This is a genomic window from Streptomyces sp. NPDC017993 (assembly GCF_044328065.1).
Classification (GTDB): Bacteria; Actinomycetota; Actinomycetes; order Streptomycetales; family Streptomycetaceae; genus Streptomyces.
The window spans coordinates 432154-448931 of sequence record NZ_JBIRGO010000003.1 but is presented as its reverse complement, the minus strand read 5'-3'; the positions used below and the strand labels follow the sequence as shown (position 1 = coordinate 448931).

Genomic DNA, 16778 nt, shown 5'->3' with positions numbered 1-16778 from the left:
CTTGAGGTGTCGTCAGACGGCCTCGGCGAGCGACGCCGTGGGTGCGGGGGCCGGCGGGGCGGCGAGGGCGCCATCGGGCCGCGGCTCGACCGGCTGTGCGGGCGGCGCGGCGGGCTGCCCCTTGGCGTCGGGCACGCTGCGCAGCGGCGCGTGGGCTGTCAACGGGGTCTCGCGGGCCGCTTCCACACGCCGGGTGAACCAGACGACTTTGCCGTCCGCGGTGGCGCAGGTGCCCCAGCTGTCGCTCAGAGCGGCGACCGCCGAGAGTCCGCCGCCGGCGCTCTCCAGCCGAGGCAGCGGAGGGCCCTCGTCGGCCACCGAGGCCGTGAGGTGGCGACCGGACCAGCGGATTTCGACAACGCACCGTGCGTCCGGGCCGAGGTGGCGGTGCACGTTCGTCAGGAGTTCCGTCACCCCCAGGCAGACGGACGCGATGTGCAGGTCGAGGCGCCAATAGCGCAGGTGCGCGGCCACGATGCGCCGGATCTGCGGGACACGCTCCGCCGAAGCGTGCAATCCGACCGTGTAGCGACGGTCGCAGGCCAGTGTCATTCGTGGCTCCTCACCGCGAGGCTCACGTACTTCACCTCGTTGCCACAACGAACCCCGAATACGAAGAGTGAGCATTTTTACACGTATGGGTCATTGACATCGTGGCCCGGGTATCGCCGGTCCGCAACAGATCCTGGGCCGCCGGGGGATGTCGTAGGCCGTCCGTGGACGCGCCGTCCGCACCGGCCTCGGTCACTTCGACGGGCGGGGCAGCTCGGGCAGGTGCGGCAGCAGCTTGTCGGGGGTGAGGGGGAGGTCGCGCAGGCGTACGCCGGTCGCGTGCCATACGGCGTTGCCGATGGCCGCCGCAGAACCGACGGTGCCGATCTCGCCGATGCCCTTGCTGCCCATGGGGTTGAGGTGCGGGTCGTCCTCGTCGAGCCAGTGCGCCTCGATCAGGGGGACGTCGGCGCAGGCCGGTACGTGGTAGGAGGCCAGGTCGGTCGCCGCGAAGTCACCGAAGGCGGGGTCCAGCGGGCTGCCCTCCATCAGCGCCATCCCGAGGCCCATGGTCATCCCGCCGATGAACTGGGAGCGCGCGGTGCGGGAGTTGAGGATCCGGCCGGCCGCGAACACCCCGAGCAAACGACGTACCCGGATCTCGCCGGTGGCGGTGTCGACCTGGACCTCGGCGAAGTGGGCGCCGAAGGAATGACGGGCGTACGGGCCCTTCTCGGACGCTTCCTGCCGGGTGTCCGCACGGACCGTCACCCCCTCGGCGGGGAGCGGCCCCTGGTGCTCGCGCAGCCGCTCCGCCAGTGCCGTGGACGCCTTGTGGACGGCCCAGCCCCAGGAGCCGCTGCCCGCGGAGCCGCCGGCCAGCGGCGCGGTCGGTAGGTCGCTGCTGCCGATCTCGATGCGTACCCGGTCCTCGGAGGTGCCGAGCGCGGCGGCGGCGATCTGCACGAGCACGGTGCGGGCGCCGGTGCCGATGTCGGTGGCGTTCACACGGACGCGATAGCCGCCGTCGGCGGCGGCGTGTGCCTCCGCGTCGGAACCGCTGATGAGGACGGGGTAGGTCGCCGAGGCGACCCCGCTGCCCACCAGGAGGTCGCCCTCCCGGCGTACGGCGGGGCGCCGGTCCCTGGCGAGCCAGCCGAAGCGCTCGGCGCCCTCCCGCAGGCAGTCGACGAGGTGCCGGCTGCTGAAGGCGCGGCCGCTGTCCGGTTCGGTCTCCGGTTCGTTGCGCACCCGCAGTTCGACGGGGTCGATGTCCAGGAGGACGGCGAGTTCGTCGACGGCGGACTCCAGGGCGTACATGCCGGGGGCCTCGCCGGGTGCGCGCATCCACGACGGACTCGGCACGTCGAGCGGCACGACGCGGTGCTCGGTGCGGCTGTTCGGCGAGGTGTACATGACGCGGGCCGGGACGGCGGCCTGCTCGACGAATTCCTTGAGCGTGGAGGTGTGGGTGGCCACCTCGTGCGCGAGGGCGGTGATGACGCCGTCGGCGGAGGCGCCGATGCGGACGCGCTGGACGGTGGGCGCCCGGTGCCCGACGGTCGCGGACATGTGGCGGCGCGGCAGGGAGAGTTTGACGGGGCGTCCGGTGTGCCGGGCGGCCATCGCGGCAAGGACGACCTGGGGGCGGGGCGTGCCCTTGGAGCCGAAACCGCCGCCGACGTGCTCGGAGATGACGGTGACCTCGTGCTTGTCGAGCCCGAAGAGGGTGGCGAGGTCGTCCCGCACCTTGGTGGAGCCCTGGCTGGAGTCGTGGACGGTGAGGTGTCCGTCCGTCCATCGGGCGGTGGCGGCGTGCGGTTCCATGGGGTGGTTGTGCAGGGGCGCGAGGTGGTACGTCGCGTCGACGGTGACGGGCGCGGCGGCGAACGCCCCGGCGAAATCGCCGCGTTCACGGAGGCCGGGGTGGCCGCCGTTGGCCGTTTCCGGTGTGTAGAGGCCGGGGTGGTCGGCGGTGACACGGACGTCGTGGGAGTCGGTCTCGTAGGTGCACCGCACCGCCTCGGCGGCGTCCCGTGCCGCTTCGAGACTGTCGGCGACCGCGAGCGCGACGTACCAGCCGCGGTGCGGGACGCGGTCGTCCTGGAGCACCGCCAGGGTCGGGTCGTCGGACGGTTCGAGGCGGGGTGCGTTCTTGTGCGTCAGCACCGCGCGCACTCCGGGCAGCGCGAGGGCGGCGCCGGTGTCGATGTCGGTGAGCCGGCCCCGCGCGACGGTCGCGGGCACCGGCCAGGCGTAGGCGCAGTCCGGCGGGGTGTGCTCGGCCGCGTAACGGGCGGCACCGGTGACCTTCTCCCGGCCTTCACGGCGGACGAGCGGTGCGCCCAGCGGGTGCGGGGAGGTGCTGAGCGGGAACGGGGCATGGCTCATGGCGCGCGTCCTTGTGGTCGGGTTCCGTCTGTCGTCGTCCGTGGGAGGAGGGAGCGGCGGATGCCGGTACGGGTACCGGTCACGCGCGGGCGGCCAGGTCGGTCAGCACGCCGACCGCCAGATTGCGGGCCAGGGTGACCTTGAAGCCGTTCTCGCGCAGCGGCCGGGCGGCGGCGAGTTCGGTATCGGCGGCGCGGGCGAAGGTGTCGGGGGTGGCCGGCGCGCCCTGCAGCACCTCCTCGGCGGCGTGGGCCCGCCAGGGGCGGTGCGCGAGCCCGCCGAACGCCAGCGCAACGTGCCGGACGACGCCGTCGCGCACGTCGAGCACGGCGCCCACGGAGACCAGGGCGAAGGCGAACGAGGCCCGGTCGCGGGCCTTGCGATAGCGCGAGTGCGCGTCGGGGCGGTGCGGCGGCAGCTCGACGGCGGTGATCAGCTCGCCGGGCCGGATCACGGTGTCCCGTTCGGGGCTGTCGCCGGGCAGCCGGTGGAAGTCCGTCACCGGAACCCGGCGCTCGCCCTCGGGGCCGTGCAGGTGAATGGTGGCGTCGAGGGCGGCCAGGGCAACCGCCATGTCCGACGGCTGGGTGGCGACGCAGTGCGCGGAGTGGCCCATGACGGCGAGGTCCCGGTGCTCGCCCTCGCGTGCGGGGCAACCGGTGCCCGGCGCGCGCTTGTTGCAGGGCTTGGAGATGTCCTGGAAGTACACGCAGCGGGTCCGCTGGAGCAGATTCCCTCCGGTGGTCGCGGCGTTCCGCAGCTGCCCCGAGGCCCCGGCCAGCAGCGCCTGGGACAGGACGGGGTAGCGGTCGCGCACCGCGGCGGCCGCGGCGAGATCGCTGTTGCGGACCATCGCCCCGATCCGCAGTCCGCCGTCCGGCAACGCCTCGATGCGGTCGAGCGGCAGCCCGGTCACGTCGATGAGCAGCCGCGGGTTCTCCACCCCGAGCTTCATCAGATCGACGAGATTCGTGCCGCCGCCGAGGAAGTGGGCGCCGGGGTGCCCGGCTCCGGCCCGTACGGCCTCCTCGACGCTCTCGGCCCGCACATACCCGAACGGCTTCACGACGCCACTCCCCCGCCGGCCGCGGCAGCCCCGGCCGGGCCGCCCGCGACATCCGCGACCGCTTCGACGATGCGGGGGTAGGCGCCGCACCGGCACAGGTTCCCGCTCATCCGCTCCCGGATCTCCTCCGGAGTGAGTGCCATCGGCGCCCCCGATTCCGCGGTCCGCGGGGTGACGTGCGACGGAAAACCGTCCGCCGCCTCCGCCAGCACACCCACGGCCGAACAGATCTGCCCCGGTGTGCAGTAGCCGCACTGCAGGGCGTCCCGCTCCACGAACGCGTCCTGCAGCGGATGGAGCCGCTCCCCGTCGGCGAGGCCCTCGACGGTGGTGAGGTGCCGCCCCTGCTGGGCCACCGCCAGCAGGAGGCAGCTCTTCATGCGCCGCCCGTCGACGAGGACCGTGCACGCACCGCACTGGCCTTGGTCGCAGCCCTTCTTGGCGCCCGTCAGATCGAGCTGCTCGCGGAGAGCGTCCAGGACCGTGGTGCGATGGTCCAGGGTCAGGGTGTGCGGCTTTCCGTTGACGTGCAGGACCAGCTCGGAGCGCTCGTCGTGCGCCGACTGCGGTCCGCCGGCATCCGCCGGAGGGTGGGTGGACTCCACTCGCTCGCGCCTTTCCGATCGTGAACCGGATGCCTCCTGCCTACCAGGAGACGACTGGCACCGCGCGTCGGCGACGGGGGGGGGGCGCGTGCGCACCGCGCCGGGCCGGACCGGGCCGTGCACACGTCCCCTGGTGGGGCGGCCTGCCGGGCGGGCGGCCTGAAGGGGGGCGGGCGGCCGCGATGGCCGTGTGGCTGCGCGGGCGGCGGGACTGCGCGGGCGGCAGGGCGGAGGGCATGCCAGGGCGACACCACTTCGCGTCAGCGGCTCTCCAGCCGCAGTTGCACCTCCTGCTCCTGGTCGCCGGCGACGCTGCCCTCCACCTGCACCGCGAACGGGGCGGCCAGAGCCTCGCGCAGACGGGCCACCGCCCAGTAGCCGCCCTGCAGGCTGACCGTCACCGGGGCGGTCAACGACCGGGGCTCGGCCTCGGCTCGCAGATCGGTGACGTCGAAGGTCGCGGTCCACACCGTCGCGCCCGGCCCCGCCATCTCCTGCGGCACATCGTCCGCGGCGCGGTCGGAGTCGAAGGACGTGCGCAACGCGCTGAAGACGGCGTGCGCGTCTGCCGTGTCGCAGCCGGTGACCTCCACCAAGACCTCGGCCGATGGATGTTGATGTTCCGTGAGTGACACCTGATTCGCGCTGTTCACTGTGGGGCCTTCCTCTGGGAGCCGACGCTTCCAGGCTCGCCTCCCTGCCCGGTGTGTGCGACCGGAGGCTCGAACGAGTGGTTTGAACGGACGCGGCGACCACTTCCCACATTCGCGATTACTGTGTGTAGTGATGCGAGCGACTTGGTAACTGTCCGTTGCCGTTCTCCACTCGGGAGGCCCCTGTGTCCAGCGCCTTCATCGATCACCGCGCCCTCGCTACAGCCTGGGCCACGCCCTGTGCATGGCCCGCGCCGCCGAATTCGCCTACAAGGACGAGCACACCATCGAGGCCACGGCCGAGGAGTGGAGCTTCGGCCGGGTCCGCCATCACCACACCCGGTTCCGGCCTCCGTTCCCGCTGGAGGACACCCAGGCGTACACCATCGGCGGTGACAACATGATCATTACCGCCTTCCGGGGGACGGAGCCGGTACAGGCGAAGGACTGGCTGTCCGATGCCGCCACGCCGCCCGTGCCCGGGCCCAGCAGCAAGGGGTTCGTGCACTACGGCTTCGGCGAGGCGCTGGAATCGATCTGGCCGCAGGTCAGCGTCGACCCGCAGGGCGTCGGGTGGGGCGGTGAAGGTGACGTCGGCGGCGTGGGGCAGGATTTCGACGCTGTCGCCGAGGGCCCACTCCGCCGCCCGGGAGGACATCGCGGCCGGGACCTTCTCGCTGATGCCCGGCGCCGCGGGAATGTCATAGGTGGCGTGCCCGTCGTGCGGCAGGACCACCCGATAGCCGCGTTCCAGAGCGGTACGGGCGGTCGCGCTGACGCACATCTCGGACAGCACACCGCAGACGGCCAGCGACCGCACCCCCGCGCCCGTGAGCAGGTCGCCCAGCGGCGTGCCGCCAAAGCCGTCGTCGTCCGTCTTGCGGACCACAGCCTCGCGCGGGCCGCCTGACCGTACGGGCAGATGGAGTTCCCAGCCCGGCGTGCCCGGCTCGTCCACGGCTCCGGGCGGGCCGTCGTTCTGCAGGTGGACGACGAGTGCTCCGGCGGTACGCGCCCGGGCGATCAGATCCCGGCTGCGGTCGAGCACCCGCTCCCCGTCGGGGACCGCTTCGCGGCCTGCGAAGAAGGCCGTCTGGACATCGATGACGAGGAGGGCCTCGACAGGCCGGCTCGCGTGCTGGGTCATACGGACCATCGTGCCTGCGGAGTAAGCCCCCGCGATCCGGCATACGGCGAGATCCGGCCAAGGCTGCCCCTGGGCCCGGCCCGCGGGCAGTGCGGGCACTTCCACTCGCTGCCGCCATCGCCCGGCGGACCCGTCGCGGCGAGCCGGACGGAACTCATGGTTGCCACATGGTTGCCACGGGCATCGATCTGGGCAGGCCACCTTGCGGATCGCATGCAAGACCGCGGCGCGGAGAGGGCTGCGGGGAGACGGACCTTGCGGAGACTGTGGGGAGACAGCTGCGTGGAGGTGACCGCCCGGGGACAGCCGCGCAGGGAATGCCGTGCAGGGCCAGTCGCACAGGGGCAGCCGCGTAGGGACAGCCGTGCCGTAACGGCTGTGTGGGGATGACCGCACGGGGCGGGGCCCGCCAGGGCAGTCGCACGAGGGACGAGGGACGAGGCGAAGGAGACACCGTGGAACGAGCCGTCGTGGATGGCCGCTGCGCGCCGGGCTTCGAGGGTGTCCGTGCTGCCTTCGAGCGGAATTTCAGCGAGCACGGAGATATCGGTGCCTCGGTGGCGGTGACGGTCGACGGCGAGCCGGTCGTCGACCTGTGGGGCGGTCACGCGGACCGGGCCATGACGCGGGCGTGGGAGCGCGACACCCTCGTGAACGTCTACTCGACGTCCAAGGGGATGACCGCACTGTGCGCCCATCTACTGGTGGACCGGGGCGAGTTGGACCTCGACGCACCGGTGGCCCACTACTGGCCGGAGTTCGCACAGGCCGGAAAACGGGATGTGCCCGTGCGCTGGCTGCTCAGCCACCGCGCCGGCCTGATCGCCCCCCGCGAGCCGCTGACCGTACGGCACGCCTACGACTGGGAGGACGTGTGCGGCCGGCTCGCGGCCACCCGTCCGTGGTGGGAGCCGGGTACGGCGCAGGCATATCACGCGGTGACGTTCGGATACCTCGTGGGCGAGGTCGTCCGCCGGATCACCGGGCAGTCCCTCGGCACGTTCCTGCGCAGCGAGATCACCGAGCCGCTCGGAGCGCGGGTGTTCATCGGCACGCCGGCCGAGGAGCACGCGCGGTGCGCGGAGATGGTCGGTCAGCTGGACGAAGCGCGGATCGCCGAGCGCTTCCCCGGAGTTCCCGAGCCTCCGTTCCACAGCATCGCCGACCATCCGCTCGCCGTCGTCATGCTGGCTCTGACGTACATCCCGACCGGTGACGTCAACAGTGCGGCCTATCGTTCGGCCGAGATTCCCGCGGGCAACGCCCACGCCTCGGCGCTCGGCCTGGCGACGGTGTACGGGGCGCTGGCGTGCGGACAGCTGGTGGGGCCGGGGACGCTGGAGGAGATGCGCAGGTCGCAGAGCCGTTCCGGCGAGCGGGATCTGGCCCTCGACGCGCTCGCGCCGGCCGGCCGCGAGCACCACTGGGGCCTGGGCTACATGCTCAACCGAGAAGGGCAGGCCGGCCCCAACCCGCTGGCCTTCGGTCACGGCGGCGCGGGCGGCTCCTACGCCTTCGCGGACCCGGAGAACCGGCTGTCCTTCGCGTACACGATGAACAGGTACGGCGGCGGGACCTCGGGCGACGACCCCCGCAATCGGGGCCTGGTCACTGCGGTGTACGCGGCCCTGGAACGAGCTGCCGGCTGATCGCGACGCCGCCCCGGGGACGGGGCGAGCCGACGGCTGACGACCGTGCCGCCCTGGCACGCCTCGGGGCGGGCCCCGGACCAGCCGATACGTGACGTGCTCGGCTTGCTCCCCCGTTCCCCGTGCCCCGCCCCGTCCCACCCCGGCTCGCGCACACGCCCCCTCGTTGCCTCCCTCACCTTCGCACTGCCCATATCGCCCACCGAGCGCGATACTGGAAGGTGCGGCACAAAGCCGGACCCGGCGCGAGAGGCACGACGGGCCGCGAGAGGGCGTGGTGACCATGGGCAAGGACACCGAGACGGTGCACGAGGCGTACGGGTTCGTCTGCCTGCACTGCGGGCACGGGTGGGATGAGGACTACGAGATCCGGCACTCCGCCGATCTTTCCGGTCGGCAGCGCGTCGACTACTTCGTCCGCGGCGTCAAGGTCTCGTCACCGCTGACCCGGGCCGCCTGCCCGTCCTGCAACGGCGGCCCGATCCGGATCCTGCACCCGAGCCGGGTGCGGGCGGCCCGGCCGTACATCGGCCCGATGTACACACCGATGTGAGCAGGCGGCCGAGCGGGGAGGGGACGCGGCGCGGCGCGGGCCGCGGAGACCGGTTCGGCTGATCCGGGGCGGCCGTCGGTGCCATGGCGGCTCTACCAGCCCGTATACAGCAGGTGGTTGACGAGCAGCGCCATGACCGCCTGGGCGGTCAGCCAGTGGCGGTGGCGGGATGTCGGCAACAGGGCGGTGGCCGGCAGGAGCCAGAGGGCGAAGGGCAGCCAGATGCGTTCGGTCTCCGCCTTGCTCATCCCCGAGAGATCGGCGATGAGCAGGGCGGCGAGGGCTGCCACGACGAGGAGCACGAGACGATCGGACGCGGATACGGACGGGGATACGGGCCGGAACCTGAACCCGGGCGGGATCTTTGACCGGGGCCCGGGTGGGGTGTCCTCAGTCGCGCGGGACGGCCGTAGGGGGCGCAGGGCGGCGGGTGCCGCGGCGAGGGTGTGGCGCAGGCCGGCGGCCGTGGCCAGGCCGGTGATCAGGACCGTGCAGGCGAGATTGCCCCAGACCCAGTAGGCGTACGGGCGGACGGACGCGGCGCCCTGGTAGTAGCGCTCGACCAGGAGGCGGTAGCCCTCCCACCAGTTGAAGCCCGCGAGGGTGAAGGCGGTGGCCACGGCGAGCGTCCCGGCGAGCGCCGGCAGCAGCGGGCGGGCGGTGCGGGTGATCAAGAGCACCGCGGCGGCGATGACCGCGATGAGGGTGAGGCCGTAGGAGAGGTAGCACGTCAGGCCGAAGAGCAGTCCGGCGCTCAGGGCGGCCGGGACCCGGGAGGGGCCGCTGCGGGTGGCGGCGAGCGCGAGGAGGGTGAGGGCCCAGGCGGCGACGGCGGCGAAGTAGCCGTCCGCGGAGGTGCCGACCCAGACCGCGGCCGGTGCCAGGACGAGGAACGGTGCGGCGCGGCGCGCGGTCGCCTCGTCGGTGAGGGCACGCAGGGCGATGAGGACCGCGGCCACCGCGGAGGTGCCGAGGGTGAGGCACCAGATGCCGGCCCAGGCCCCGCCGCCCAGACCGATACGGTCGAGCCCGACGAAGGTGAGGACGGCCGCGGGCGGGTGTCCTGCGACGTGGGCAGGCCAGTTGTCCGGCGCGTTGTTCAGGATGTGTGTGGTGAAGTCGCGCAGTGCCGGGCCGAGGTCGTCGAAGCGGCGGATGACCGTCAGGTACTCGTATTTCGTGGTGAGCCGGCCGGCGACCCCGGTCTGCCAGCCGTCGATCAGCGCCAGCGACAGCGTCCAGGCCAGCGCCGCCGCCCAGGTCGCCGGGACGAGGGCACGCCAGGTCAGCCGGGCGGCCAGTGGGGGCCCGCAGGCGATGACGGCGGCGGCGACCGCGAGGGCGGCGGGCGTCCCGGGGCCGAGGTGGGGGAACCATGAGGCGTACAGCGGGGGCCAGTTGACGTGCAGGCTGCCGTTGGTGTGCTGGATGACGGTGCCGACGGCCGCGGCGACCGCGACGAGCAGGGCGGCGGCCGCGGCGGCGAGCAGGTCCGCGCGGCGCACGGTGCGTTCATCTGGGGTCACATCGGCACGCTAGGGCGTGGCCGGTGGCGTTCTGCCGATTCGCGGTGCCGGTGTCATCGATCCGTCAGATCTTCGGGGGACGTCAGACTTTCGTCACGCGTCGCACCGGCGGTGGCGCCCCGGTGGCGGCATACCGTCGGGGCAGGCGGCGGACCGTCGTCGCGTGAGACGCCGAGGACACACATGGGTGCTCATCCTTTTCCTTCCCCCACGTCGCCGTCGTTCTGGCGCAGTCCGCTGCGCGGGCCCCGGCTGACGGCGTTGCTCGGCGTGGTGCTGCTGGGCGGCATCACTCTGCTGTTCGTGACCGGCCTGCTCTCGTACGCGGCGTACAACCCGGATCTGGCCGGCGTCAATGACAAGACGCCGGCCAAGGGTGTGCTGGGGTTCTTCCTCTTCGACTGGCCGACCGACCCGCATTGGCTCTACCGGGTCACCCAGGGGCTGCATGTCACGGTGGGGGTCGCGCTGGTGCCCGTCCTGCTGGCGAAGCTCTGGTCGGTGATCCCGAAGCTCTTCAGGATGCCGCCCGCCCGGTCCGTGGGCCATGCGCTGGAGCGGGTGTCGTTGCTTCTGCTGGTGGGCGGGGCGCTGTTCGAGTTCGTGACCGGGCTGCTCAACATTCAGCTGGAGTACCTCTTTCCCGGGTCGTTCTATCCGCTGCACTTCTACGGCGCGTGGGTGTTCATCGGGGCGTTCGTCGCGCACGTGGTGCTGCGGATGCCTCGCGTCGTACAGGCGTTGCGTGAGCGTGCCGACCCCGCGGCGGCGGAGGACGACACCGGGTTGGTTGCGGTCCGGCCGGCGGCGCCGACCGTCTCGCGTCGGGGTGCGCTGGGGCTGGTGGGCGCCGGCTCGTTGCTGCTGCTGGGGACGACGGCGGGGCAGAGCATCGGCGGGGCGTGGCGCCGCACGGCGCTGCTGGCGCCGCACGGGGGCCCCGACCCCGGGAGGGGTCCCAACGGCTTCCAGATCAACAAGACGGCGGCGTTCCTGGGGATCCACGCGCGGGACACCGGTGACGTCTGGCGGCTGACCGTGGTGAGCGGAGAGCGCAGGGTACTGCTCAGCCGCGCCGACCTGCTGGCGCTACCGCAGTACGAGGCGGCGCTGCCGATCGCCTGCGTGGAGGGCTGGTCGACGGACGACCAGCGGTGGAGCGGCGTCCGGCTGCGTGATCTCGCGGCGCTGGTGGGGGCCGGGGAGCAGCCGCCGGACGTCCTGGTGGAGTCGCTCCAGTTGCACGGCGCGTTCCGGCGGGCCGCACTGCGGGGGAACCAGGTGGCGGACGGGCGGTCGCTGCTCGCGTTGCGGGTGAACGGCGCGGAGCTGTCCCGGAATCACGGTTACCCGGCGCGGGTCATCGTGCCGGCGGCGCCGGGGGTGCTCAACACCAAGTGGGTGGCCCGTATGACGTTCGGGGAGCTGTGATGAACGGGCGGAACCGGCGGGAGGACAAGAAGCGCAGGAACGGTGCGGGCGGTAGGCCGGTGCGGCGGCGCCGTTGGTATGGGGAAGGCCCGCTGCATCTGGTGCTGATGCTCGGCTCGTTCGCGCTCACCGGCTATGCGGGGGTGCGGCTGCTGTCCGGTGCGCAGTGGCCGTTGGTGGTGGTGTGGTTCGTCGGGGCGGCGTTGGTGCACGACCTGGTGCTGCTCCCGCTGTATGCGCTCGCGGACCGCGCGGTGGCCGGGGTCACGGCGGGGGCGGGACGGCACCGCGCGTGGACCGCGTACGTCCGTGTTCCGGCGGCCTTGTCCGCACTGTTGTTGCTGGTGTGGCTGCCGTTGATCGCGGGCTCTGCCGGGAGTGGCGCGGCGGCGCACTACGAGGCGTCCACCGGCCTGCCCGGTGAGGTCTTCCTGCCCCGTTGGCTCCTCATCACCGCCGCGCTGTTCGCGCTGTCCGCCCTGTTGCTGCTGTGGCGCACGGTTCAGCCGCGGCTGAGGGGTTCGGCGCGGCGGCGCAGGGCGACGAAGCAGCGCCCGGCCGCCGGAGGCTGATCCGGTCCCGGCCCCGAACCCGATTCCGGCCCGGGGAAGGTGCTCTGCCCGGGGACGGCCCCTTCCGGGTGGCGGCGCCCCTGGCCGGTGGCGGGTTGCTGCTCGGGAACGGTCCACCGGTCGGTGGGTGTCCAGCCCGTGGCCGCGGCATGGCGCAGCAGCGCGGGGGTGCCGACGCGCGCCCAGGGAAACCAGGGGTGGCGGCCGCTTTGTCGGCGGTGCGGGCCGTGCAGGTCGTCGACCCGGACCTGGACCCGTTCGTCGATGTCCGCGGGGGTGGTCTCCACGAGGAGCAGGCCCCGTCGGCCGAGGAGTTCGGCTATCCGGGCGAGGAGGGCGCGGGGGTCGCCGCCGATACCGATGTTGCCGTCGAGCAGCAGCGCGGTTCCCCAACTCCCCTCATCCGGGAGGGATTCGAAGACCGAGCGGCGCAGAGCGGCGCCACCGGTCGCCGACGTTCGGGCGACGGCGGCCTCGCTGACGTCGATGCCGAGGGCCCGGTGGCCCTGTGCGAGCAGCGCGGCGACCAGCCGGCCGGGGCCGCAGCCGATGTCGAGGACCGGCCCCTCGCAGCGGCGCAGTGCGGACAGGTCCGCGGCGTCCGCCCCGGCACACCAGCGCTCCACTTCCAGGGGCAGCAGCCAGCCGTCGGTGCGGCGCAGGAAGAGCGGGCCGTGGCCGCTGCGCAGCGCGTCGGTGTAGGGGTCGGCGCCCCAAGGCGCGGTGTCGTCCCGGCTGACGGGGGTGCTGGTGCTCATCGTTCGGGGACCGGGGTCAGCCGGGCGAGGGCCGTGGCGAACCGCCCGTGCGGGGCGGACGCGGCGACTTCTTCGGCGTCGGCGGCGGTGTCGACGTCCCGCAGCGGGGGCAGCTCCCGGATCCGGAGTCCGGCGGCGGTCAGGCGGGCGCGCTGGGCGGCGCCGGTGCGGTGGGTGGACATCGGTACGCCTCGCAGCAGCCGCGGGTCGGGGACGGCCAGGCCCAGTGCCCAGAAGCCGCCGTCCTCGGCCGGTCCCAGCCAGGCGTCGCATTCCTGCCAGGCGTCTGTGTGCAGGGCGGGGGCGAGGAGTTGGGCGGTGACCTGGGGGGTGTCCATGCCGATCAGCAGTGTCGGTCCCTGGCTGCCGGCGAACGCCGCGGCCAGGCGTTCGTCGAGGCCGCCCGTGCTCTGCGGCCGGATCTCGAAGCCGGGCGGCAGCCAGTTGCCGGGTCGGCCGTCGAGGACCACGACGCGGCGCCGGGCGGGCATGGCGCGGACCGCTTGGAGGGTGTCGTGCAGTGCGGCCTCGGCCAGTTCGGCGGCCTCGTGCGGGGTGTAGGGCGGTGTGAGGCGGGTCTTGACCCGGCCGGGCAGCGGTTCCTTGGCGATGACCAGGACCGTTGTCGGTCCCGGACAGCCGGTGGGGTCGGTCATCGGGCGGATCCCTCCGTACGGGCCGTCAGGGGCGGTTGGTGCAGGACGGATCGCATGTCGCGTACGGCGTGCCAGGTGCCGCGCCAGGTGCCGGTGACCTTCGAGCGGCCGGTGCGCGGCCGGTAGGGGACGTCTCGTTCCTCGACGCGCCAGCCGGCGTCGGCGGCGCGGACGACCATTTGGAGCGGGTAGCCGCTGCGCCGGTCGGTGAGGTCGAGGTCGAGCAGCGCGGTGCGCCGGGCGGCCCGCAACGGGCCGAGGTCGTGCAACCGAAGGCCGGTGCGGTTGCGCAGCATCCGGGCGAGGGCGATGTTGCCGAGCCGGGCGTGCGGCGGCCAGGTGCCGCGTCCCTGGGGGCGTCTTCGGCCCAGCACCAGGTCGCTGTCGCCGTCGCGTACGGCGCGGACGAAGGGGGTGAGCAGTGCGGGGTCGAGGGAGGCGTCGCAGTCGCAGAAGCAGACGATGTCCGCTTCCGCGGCCAACAGCCCGGTATGGCAGGCGGCGCCGAAGCCGCGGCGTGGTTCGTGGACGACGGTGGCGCCCAGTTCGCGGGCGAGGTCGGCCGAGCCGTCGGTGGAGCCGTTGTCCACGACGATCGCCCGCCAGCCGGCCGGGATGCGTGCCAGCACCCAGGGCAGTGCGGCGGCCTCGTCCAGGCAGGGCAGTACGACGTCCACCGGAGCGGGGAGAGACTTCCCGGGAGGGGGGCCGGGAGGGGAGAAGGTCATGCGTTCACCTGCGCATCGGGAGGGGCCAAGGGATGGATTGAGGGGACGGGAGAGATACCGGAGGGGGCCGTCGGACGACGCCTTCGCCGGGGCGGCCGCAGGGCCGGGAGTCGACAGGCCCCCTCAGGGCCCCTCCGCCGCCCCGGCCCGCAGGGCTGCCCCGCCCCGCGTGGCCGCCCCGGGCCGCATGCCGTCACGCGCGAACTCCTGCATGCCCGACGCGAAGTCCACCCGCGCCCGCCAGCCCAGTTCGTCGGCGATCCGCCGCGACGACGCCGTGATGTGCCGGACGTCGCCCAGCCGGTACTCCCCCGTCACCACCGGCTCCGGGCCGCCGCACGCCTCGGCCAGCGCCCGCGCCATCTCCCCCACGGTGTGCGGCACTCCGCTCCCCGTGTTGTACGCGGTGAGGGTCCCCGCCTCGCGGTCGGCGGCGGCTTCCAGCGCCACCGCGTTGGCGGCCGCGATGTCGCGGACGTGGACGAAGTCCCGCCGCTGGCCGCCGTCCTCGTAGACCACCGGCGCCCGGCCCCGCGCCAGCGCGGAGCGGAAGAACGACGCCACGCCCGCGTACGGGGTGTCGCGCGGCATGCCGGGGCCGTAGACGTTGTGGTAGCGCAGCGCGACGGCCCGGCCGCCGGTGGCGCGCGCCCAGGAGGCGGCCAGATGCTCCTGGGTGAGCTTGGTCGCGGCGTAGACGTTGCGCGGGTCGGTCGGCGCGTCCTCCCTCACCGGCTCCGGGCGCAGTGCGGTGCCGCAGGCGGGGCAGTGCGGCTCGAAGCGTCCGGCGGCCAGGTCGGCCTCCGCCCGCGGGCCGGGCCGCACCACGCCGTGGTGGGGGCAGGCGTAGCGGCCCTCGCCGTAGACCACCATCGACCCGGCGAGCACCAGGGTGCTGACCCCGGCCGCGGCCATCGCGGCCAGGAGGACGGCGGTGCCCAGGTCGTTGCAGCCGACGTAGTCGGGCGCGTCCGCGAAGTCCTTGCCCAGGCCCACCATCGCCGCCTGGTGGCTGACCGCCCGCACGCCGCGCAGGGCCTCGTCGACGGCAGCGCGGTCCCGGACGTCGGCGACGATGCGCCGTACCTCGGGGTGCGGGGGCGGGGGCTCGGCATGGGCCGAGGGCAGCAGCGCGTCGAGGACGACGGGTTCGTGCCCGCGCGCCAGGAGCGCCTCGACGACCTGCGATCCGATGAAGCCGGCGCCGCCGGTGACCAGTACACGCATACCGGTCACGCTAAGCGCGGCGCGGCGGGCCGACCGGCGTGGCGGCCACCGTGTCATGGGTCCGTAAGATCCCGGCCCGCTGCGATTCGGTAACAGCGGCGCATTCGAGGTAATTCGGGTCGGCATATGTTGCATATGCTCAGGTCGGGGGCCGGTTTCGGGCAGACCGGCGGCCGACGGCCCCCATGTCCCCCCTGTCCCCGTTCCCTCTCGCGACACCGTCGGAGTACACCTTGGCCGTGGAGAACGGGGAGCCGCGCACCGGCTCCCGTGTCCTGTCCGCGCTCCCCTACACCGTCATGGCCGTGGTCAGCGCGGTCGAACTCACCGCGGGTCCGGGGGTCGGCTTCCTGCCCCTGGTCTCCCTGGGACCCGCGTTCGCCGGGCTGGTCGGCGGCTGGCGCCGCACGGCCCTCGCCGGGCTGACCGCGTGTGTGCTCTGCCTCGGCCTGGGGTTTTACAACAGCCTGTTCGAGGGCCGGCGCGGGCTGCCCGCGCTGCTGTCGGTGGCCGGCGTCACCGGGGCCGGTGTGGTGGCCGCGGTGATGCGCCAGCGCCGCGAGGAGGAGTTGGCGAGTGTCCGCTCGATCGCCGAGGTGGCCCAGCGGGTCCTGCTGCGGCCGGTGCCGCTCGGGGCGGGCCCGTTGCGCATCGCCGTGTCGTACACCTCGGCGGTGGCCGAGGCCAGGATCGGCGGCGACCTCTACGAAGTGGTGACCTCGCCCGCCGGGGTACGGATCATCGTGGGGGACGTGCAGGGCAAGGGGCTTGAGGCGGTGGAGAGCGCGGCGGTGGTGCTGGGTGCCTTCCGCGAGGCCGCGCACGACGAGCCGGACCTGCCGGCCGTCGGCGAGCGGGTGGAGCGGGCGCTGAACCGGCATCTGTCCGGCGAGCGGTTCGTGACGGCCGTGCTCGCCGAGATCGGCGAAGGACCGAACGCGACGCTGCTGAACTTCGGCCATCCGGCGCCGCTGATCGTGCGGCCCACCGGCGAGGTCGGCTTCGCGCCCCCGCCCGACCGCGCCCTGCCGCTGGGCCTCACCCCGTACGTCTCGCAGGCGCCCGTCCCGCACGAGGTGCCGTTCGCGCCGGGCGACCAGATGCTCTTCTACACCGACGGAGTCACCGAGGCACGCGACGGGGCGGGGCGGTTCTACCCGTTGGACGAGCGCGCCGGCCTGCTCAAGGACCCCGACCCGGAGGCCGCGCTGCGCGCGGTCCGCGAGGATCTGGTCGAGCATGCCGACGGCCCGCTGCACGACGACGCCGCGATGCTGCTGGTCCGCTACCGGACCGCCTGCGAGGAGGAGCAGTGACCGTCCCG

Annotated in this window: 15 protein-coding genes and 2 pseudogenes; 6 read left to right on the top strand and 11 right to left on the bottom strand. The window is 73.5% G+C overall.

The features are described from left to right. Nucleotides 1–12 precede the first annotated feature (12 nt). From ACH4FH_RS07100 to ACH4FH_RS07080, 5 genes are all read right to left on the bottom strand, one after another. Nucleotides 13–552 carry an ATP-binding protein gene (locus ACH4FH_RS07100; RefSeq protein WP_398554710.1) on the bottom strand — a complete coding sequence of 180 codons (540 nt, stop codon included), beginning with the start codon at nucleotides 550–552 and terminating at the stop codon, nucleotides 13–15. Nucleotides 553–744: 192 nt separating this feature from the next. Further along, nucleotides 745–2883 (bottom strand): xanthine dehydrogenase family protein molybdopterin-binding subunit, encoded by a 2139-nt coding sequence (locus tag ACH4FH_RS07095; RefSeq protein WP_398554709.1) that lies wholly within the window; start codon nucleotides 2881–2883, stop codon nucleotides 745–747. Nucleotides 2884–2962: 79 nt separating this feature from the next. Beyond that, nucleotides 2963–3949, bottom strand: a complete 987-nt coding sequence (locus ACH4FH_RS07090; protein WP_398554708.1) for an FAD binding domain-containing protein — start codon at nucleotides 3947–3949, stop codon at nucleotides 2963–2965. Next, nucleotides 3946–4554 (bottom strand): 2Fe-2S iron-sulfur cluster-binding protein, encoded by a 609-nt coding sequence (locus ACH4FH_RS07085; RefSeq protein ID WP_398554707.1) that lies wholly within the window; start codon nucleotides 4552–4554, stop codon nucleotides 3946–3948. The genes ACH4FH_RS07090 and ACH4FH_RS07085 overlap by 4 nt, the downstream gene beginning before the upstream one ends. A 260-nt stretch (nucleotides 4555–4814) precedes the next feature. Beyond that, nucleotides 4815–5207, bottom strand: a complete 393-nt coding sequence (locus tag ACH4FH_RS07080; protein WP_398554706.1) for a hypothetical protein — start codon at nucleotides 5205–5207, stop codon at nucleotides 4815–4817. 244 nt (nucleotides 5208–5451) lie between these two features. Here ACH4FH_RS07080 and ACH4FH_RS07075 point away from each other — a divergent pair. Then, nucleotides 5452–5757, top strand: a pseudogene (locus tag ACH4FH_RS07075) (lipase family protein); the annotation flags it as partial. 30 nt (nucleotides 5758–5787) lie between these two features. On the opposite strand, the pseudogene ACH4FH_RS07070 reads toward ACH4FH_RS07075, so the two are convergent. Next, nucleotides 5788–6354, bottom strand: a pseudogene (locus ACH4FH_RS07070) (cysteine hydrolase family protein); the annotation flags it as partial. A gap of 455 nt (nucleotides 6355–6809) precedes the next feature. On the opposite strand from ACH4FH_RS07070, the gene ACH4FH_RS07065 reads away from it, so the two are divergent. Both ACH4FH_RS07065 and ACH4FH_RS07060 read left to right on the top strand, forming a co-directional pair. Further along, a complete protein-coding gene (locus ACH4FH_RS07065; RefSeq protein ID WP_398554705.1) occupies nucleotides 6810–8003 on the top strand; it encodes a serine hydrolase domain-containing protein in 1194 nt (397 codons plus the stop codon). A gap of 283 nt (nucleotides 8004–8286) precedes the next feature. After that, a complete protein-coding gene (locus ACH4FH_RS07060; protein WP_398554704.1) occupies nucleotides 8287–8556 on the top strand; it encodes a hypothetical protein in 270 nt (89 codons plus the stop codon). Nucleotides 8557–8648: 92 nt separating this feature from the next. Here ACH4FH_RS07060 and ACH4FH_RS07055 read toward each other — a convergent pair whose 3' ends face one another. After that, nucleotides 8649–10082 carry a hypothetical protein gene (locus tag ACH4FH_RS07055; protein WP_398554703.1) on the bottom strand — a complete coding sequence of 478 codons (1434 nt, stop codon included), beginning with the start codon at nucleotides 10080–10082 and terminating at the stop codon, nucleotides 8649–8651. Nucleotides 10083–10265: 183 nt separating this feature from the next. Here ACH4FH_RS07055 and ACH4FH_RS07050 point away from each other — a divergent pair, with 183 nt between their 5' ends. Next, nucleotides 10266–11513, top strand: coding sequence for a molybdopterin-dependent oxidoreductase (locus ACH4FH_RS07050; protein ID WP_398554702.1), 1248 nt, complete (start codon nucleotides 10266–10268; stop codon nucleotides 11511–11513). Further along, a complete protein-coding gene (locus ACH4FH_RS07045) occupies nucleotides 11513–12085 on the top strand; it encodes a hypothetical protein (protein WP_398554701.1) in 573 nt (190 codons plus the stop codon). Before ACH4FH_RS07050 ends, ACH4FH_RS07045 begins: the two co-directional genes overlap by 1 nt. On the opposite strand, the gene ACH4FH_RS07040 is transcribed toward ACH4FH_RS07045, so the two are convergent. From ACH4FH_RS07040 to ACH4FH_RS07025, 4 genes are all read right to left on the bottom strand, one after another. After that, nucleotides 12016–12843, bottom strand: coding sequence for a methyltransferase domain-containing protein (locus ACH4FH_RS07040; RefSeq protein ID WP_398554700.1), 828 nt, complete (start codon nucleotides 12841–12843; stop codon nucleotides 12016–12018). The two genes, ACH4FH_RS07045 and ACH4FH_RS07040, sit on opposite strands and share 70 nt — an antisense overlap. Then, a complete protein-coding gene (locus ACH4FH_RS07035) occupies nucleotides 12840–13499 on the bottom strand; it encodes a DUF2064 domain-containing protein (protein WP_398554699.1) in 660 nt (219 codons plus the stop codon). Before ACH4FH_RS07035 ends, ACH4FH_RS07040 begins: the two co-directional genes overlap by 4 nt. Continuing rightward, nucleotides 13496–14227, bottom strand: coding sequence for a glycosyltransferase family 2 protein (locus ACH4FH_RS07030; RefSeq protein WP_398554698.1), 732 nt, complete (start codon nucleotides 14225–14227; stop codon nucleotides 13496–13498). Before ACH4FH_RS07030 ends, ACH4FH_RS07035 begins: the two co-directional genes overlap by 4 nt. 123 nt (nucleotides 14228–14350) lie before the next feature. After that, nucleotides 14351–15454, bottom strand: coding sequence for an NAD-dependent epimerase/dehydratase family protein (locus ACH4FH_RS07025; protein WP_398554697.1), 1104 nt, complete (start codon nucleotides 15452–15454; stop codon nucleotides 14351–14353). A 299-nt stretch (nucleotides 15455–15753) separates the two neighbouring features. On the opposite strand from ACH4FH_RS07025, the gene ACH4FH_RS07020 reads away from it, so the two are divergent. Further along, nucleotides 15754–16770, top strand: a complete 1017-nt coding sequence (locus ACH4FH_RS07020) for a PP2C family protein-serine/threonine phosphatase (RefSeq protein ID WP_398554797.1) — start codon at nucleotides 15754–15756, stop codon at nucleotides 16768–16770. Nucleotides 16771–16778 lie beyond the last annotated feature (8 nt).

Excerpts from the sequence above, each read along its gene's own strand:
- ACH4FH_RS07100 (WP_398554710.1), bottom strand. The coding sequence starts at position 552 with ATGACACTGGCCTGCGACCGTCGCTACACGGTCGGATTGCACGCTTCG.
- ACH4FH_RS07025 (WP_398554697.1), bottom strand. The coding sequence starts at position 15,454 with ATGCGTGTACTGGTCACCGGCGGCGCCGGCTTCATCGGATCGCAGGTC.
- ACH4FH_RS07050 (WP_398554702.1), top strand. The coding sequence starts at position 10,266 with ATGGGTGCTCATCCTTTTCCTTCCCCCACGTCGCCGTCGTTCTGGCGC.
- ACH4FH_RS07060 (WP_398554704.1), top strand. The coding sequence starts at position 8,287 with ATGGGCAAGGACACCGAGACGGTGCACGAGGCGTACGGGTTCGTCTGC.
- ACH4FH_RS07040 (WP_398554700.1), bottom strand. The coding sequence starts at position 12,843 with ATGAGCACCAGCACCCCCGTCAGCCGGGACGACACCGCGCCTTGGGGC.
- ACH4FH_RS07045 (WP_398554701.1), top strand. The coding sequence starts at position 11,513 with ATGAACGGGCGGAACCGGCGGGAGGACAAGAAGCGCAGGAACGGTGCG.
- ACH4FH_RS07020 (WP_398554797.1), top strand. The coding sequence starts at position 15,754 with ATGGCCGTGGTCAGCGCGGTCGAACTCACCGCGGGTCCGGGGGTCGGC.
- ACH4FH_RS07030 (WP_398554698.1), bottom strand. The coding sequence starts at position 14,227 with ATGACCTTCTCCCCTCCCGGCCCCCCTCCCGGGAAGTCTCTCCCCGCT.
- ACH4FH_RS07035 (WP_398554699.1), bottom strand. The coding sequence starts at position 13,499 with ATGACCGACCCCACCGGCTGTCCGGGACCGACAACGGTCCTGGTCATC.
- ACH4FH_RS07095 (WP_398554709.1), bottom strand. The coding sequence starts at position 2,883 with ATGAGCCATGCCCCGTTCCCGCTCAGCACCTCCCCGCACCCGCTGGGC.